The organism is Kocuria sp. CCUG 69068 (assembly GCF_020833785.1).
Classification (GTDB): domain Bacteria; phylum Actinomycetota; class Actinomycetes; order Actinomycetales; family Micrococcaceae; genus Kocuria; species Kocuria rosea.
On record NZ_PDDL01000151.1, the window covers coordinates 2,449 to 6,142 of the forward strand.

General features: G+C 71.3%; 3 protein-coding genes. All 3 read right to left on the reverse strand.

What is annotated here, in order from left to right:
- Nucleotides 1-1,105: biotin/lipoyl-containing protein (locus tag CRM73_RS17720; RefSeq protein ID WP_305067814.1), on the reverse strand; the 1,105-nt coding region annotated here is incomplete at its 3' end.
- A 109-nt stretch (nucleotides 1,106-1,214) separates the two neighbouring features.
- Entirely contained in the window at nucleotides 1,215-2,582 is a 1,368-nt protein-coding gene (gene lpdA / locus CRM73_RS17725; RefSeq protein ID WP_017834157.1) for a dihydrolipoyl dehydrogenase, read from the reverse strand.
- Nucleotides 2,583-2,725: 143 nt separating this feature from the next.
- Nucleotides 2,726-3,694, reverse strand: a 969-nt coding sequence (locus CRM73_RS17730) for a leucyl aminopeptidase (protein ID WP_229588641.1), incomplete at its 5' end; no start/stop codon positions are given.

The following is a 3,694-nucleotide window of genomic DNA, read 5'->3' on the forward strand; positions in this document are numbered from 1 at the left end:
CGGCGGGCTTGTCCCCGGACGGGGCGGAGCCGGAGCCGATGACCGCCAGGACCTGGCCGACCTCGGCGTCCTCGTCCTCCTGCACCCGGATCTCCAGCAGGGTCCCGGCCACGGGGGAGGGGACCTCGGTGTCGACCTTGTCGGTGGAGACCTCCAGCAGCGGCTCGTCGACGGCGACCTCGTCACCGACCTGCTTGAGCCACCGGGTCACGGTGCCCTCGGTCACGGACTCGCCCAGGGCGGGCAGGGTGATCTCGCTGCCCTCGCCCGTCTGCTGGGCCTCGGCCTGCGGGGCCTGCTCCTGACCGGAGGACTCCTGGCCGGAGGACTTCTGCTCGGCGGCCTCGTCGGTCGCCTCGGGGGTCTCGGCCTCGGTCGCCGCGTCCTCGGCCTCCTCGGCGGAGGTGTTCGCGGCGGGCTTGTCCCCGGACGGGGCGGAGCCGGAGCCGATGACCGCCAGGACCTGGCCGACCTCGGCGTCCTCGTCCTCCTGCACCCGGATCTCCAGCAGGGTCCCGGCCACGGGGGAGGGGACCTCGGTGTCGACCTTGTCGGTGGAGACCTCCAGCAGCGGCTCGTCGACGGCGACCTCGTCACCGACCTGCTTGAGCCACCGGGTCACGGTGCCCTCGGTCACGGACTCGCCCAGGGCGGGCAGGGTGATCTCGCTGCCCTCGCCCGTCTGCTGGGCCTCGGCCTGCGGGGCCTGCTCCTGACCGGAGGACTCCTGGCCGGAGGACTTCTGCTCGGCGGCCTCGTCGGTCGCCTCGGGGGTCTCGGCCTCGGTCGCCGCGTCCTCGGCCTCCTCGGCGGAGGTGTCCGCGGCGGCCTCGTCCTGGCCGGACCCGCCGCCGGAGCCGGAGCCCGAGCCGTCACCGATGACGACCAGCGGCGCGCCGACCTCGACGTCCTCGTCCTCCTCGACGAGGATCTCCTCGATCACGCCCGCCACGGGGGAGGGGATCTCGGTGTCGACCTTGTCGGTGGAGACCTCGACCAGGGGCTCGTCGACGGCGACCTCGTCACCGACCTGCTTGAGCCACCGGGTCACGGTGCCCTCGGTCACGGATTCGCCCAGTGCGGGCAGGTTTACGGTTTCTGACATGGTCCGACCGTCTCTCTTTCGGTGCCTTCGATGGTGCGGTCCGGGCGCCGGGCCCGGGTCCGGGGTAGTGGGGGAGGCCCCGCCCGGGAGGGGCGGGGCCTCGACGCGGTCAGCCGTGCAGCGGCGTGCCCGCGAGTGCCATGGCGGCCTCGCCGATGGCCTCGTTCTGGGTGGGGTGCGCGTGCACGAACGCGGCGACGTCCTCGGGGTAGGCCTCCCAGTTGACGATGAGCTGGCCCTCGCCGATCTGCTCGCTGATGCGCTTGCCGATGGCGTGGAAGCCGATGATCGGCCCGTCCTTCTCGCGCACCAGCTTGATGATGCCGCCGGTGCCCAGGATCGAGCTCTTGCCGTTGCCGGCGAGGTTGTACTCGGCGACCTCGACGTTGTCCTCGCCGAACTTCTCCTTCGCCTTCGGCTCGGTGTAGCCGACCGAGGCGATCTCCGGCTCGGTGAACGTGACCTTGGGGATGTTCACGTCGTCGACGACGGCCGGGTTCAGGCCGGCGATCTCCTCGGCCACGAACCGCCCCTGCTGGTAGCCGCGGTGGGCGAGCTGGACCCCGGGGACGATGTCGCCGATCGCGTAGATGTTGCCGACGCCGGTGTGCAGGCGCTCGTTCGGGGTGACGAAGCCGCGGTCCATGGGGATGCCCTGCTCCTCGTAGCCCATGTCGGCGGTGTTCGGGCCGCGGCCCACGGCGACGAGGACGATGTCGGCCTCGAAGACCTTGCCGTCGGCCAGGGTGACCTTCGCCCCGTTGTCGTCCTGCTCGACCTTCTCGAAGAAGGTCCCGAGGCTGGACTTGATGCCGCGCTTCTTGAACTCCCGCTCGAGGATCTTGATGAGCGCGGGGTCCTCGTTGGCGACCAGGTGGGGGAGGCCCTCGATGACGGTGACGTCCACGCCGAAGGACTTCCACATGGAGGCGAACTCGCAGCCGATCACGCCGCCGCCGAGGACGATGGCGCTCTTGGGCACGAAGTCGATCTCCAGCGCCTCGGTGGAGGTCATGATCCGTCCGCCGATCTCGACGCCCAGGGTCTTGGAGATCGAGCCGGAGGCCAGCACGATGTGCTTGCCGGTGTAGGTGGTGCCGTCGACCTCGACGGTGTTCTCGCCCGTGAGCTTGCCGACGCCCTCGATGACCTTGATCTTGCGCATCTTCATCAGACCCGTGAGGCCCTTGAACTTGCCGGCGACGATCTTGTCCTTGTACTCCCGCACGGCCGCCATGTCGATGGAGTCCAGCGTGGTGTGGATGCCGTACTTGGAGCTCTCGCGGGCGTCCTCGGCCAGCTCGGCGGAGTGCAGGTACGCCTTGGTCGGGATGCACCCCCAGTGGAGGCACGTGCCCCCGAGCTTGTTCTTCTCCACCAGCGCCACGGTGAAGCCGAGCTGGACGGCCCGCAGCGCGGCGGCGTAGCCGGCACTCCCTCCGCCGAGGACGAGGATGTCGAATTCGTTGTCGGCCACGTGTTTGGCTCCCTTGCGCGTTGACGTCGTTCCGGGTGGGTCGCACCCGTCCCGTGACGGGTTCGTTTCGTACATACCTTAGCCCTACGCCGGAGGGAGCGACCAGGCGGGCGCTCCCTCCGGCGCAGGGGTGTCGCGGGACCTCAGCCGCGGTCGGCGGCCGCGTCCTCGAGCAGCCGCACGAGCGTGCGCACGCCCGCGCCGGTGCCCTCCGCCGGGGTGTAGCCGTAGGGCGATCCCTCGTTGAAGGAGGGGCCGGCGATGTCCACGTGCGCCCAGGGCACCCGTGCCCCGTCGGTGCCGCCGACGAACTCGCGCAGGAAGATCCCGGCGACGAGCATCCCGCCGTTCTTGTCCCCGATGTTCTTGAGGTCGGCGACCTTGGAGTCCAGGGACGGGCGCAGGTGCTCGGGCAGCGGCATGGGCCAGCCGTCCTCGCCGGCGGCGCGGGCGGCCTCGGCCACGGCGGTGCGCACCGTCTCGTCGCCCATGATCCCGAACGTCCGTGCGCCGAGGGCCACCATCTGCGCGCCGGTCAGCGTGGCGATGTCGACGACGGCGTCCGGGGCCTCCTCGCACGCGGCCACGAGACCGTCGGCCAGCACCAGGCGCCCCTCGGCGTCGGTGTTGAGCACCTCGACGGTGCGGCCGCCGCGGATGGTGATGACGTCGCCGGGGCGGGTGGCGGTCGACGAGGGCAGGTTCTCGGCCAGGCACAGCCACCCCGTGACCTTCACGGGCAGGCCCAGCTCGGCGGCGGTGAGGACGGTCGCGAGCACGGCGGCGGCGCCGGCCATGTCCGACTTCATGGTCATCATCGAGGCCGGGGGCTTGAGGGAGAGGCCGCCGGAGTCGAAGGTGATGCCCTTGCCCACGTAGGCGTAGTGCTTCGCGGCGCGCGCCGGGGCGTACTCCAGCTTGACGAGGCGCGGGCCGTGCACGGAGCCCTGTCCCACCCCCAGGAGCCCCCCGTAGCCGCCCTTGGCGAGCTCCTTCTCGGCGAGCACGGTCACGGAGACCTTGGTGCCCCTGGCGGCCCGGCGGGCGTAGTCCGCCACGGCCTCCGGGTACATGACGTTGGGGGAGAGGTCCACGAGGGTGCGGGCCGCGCG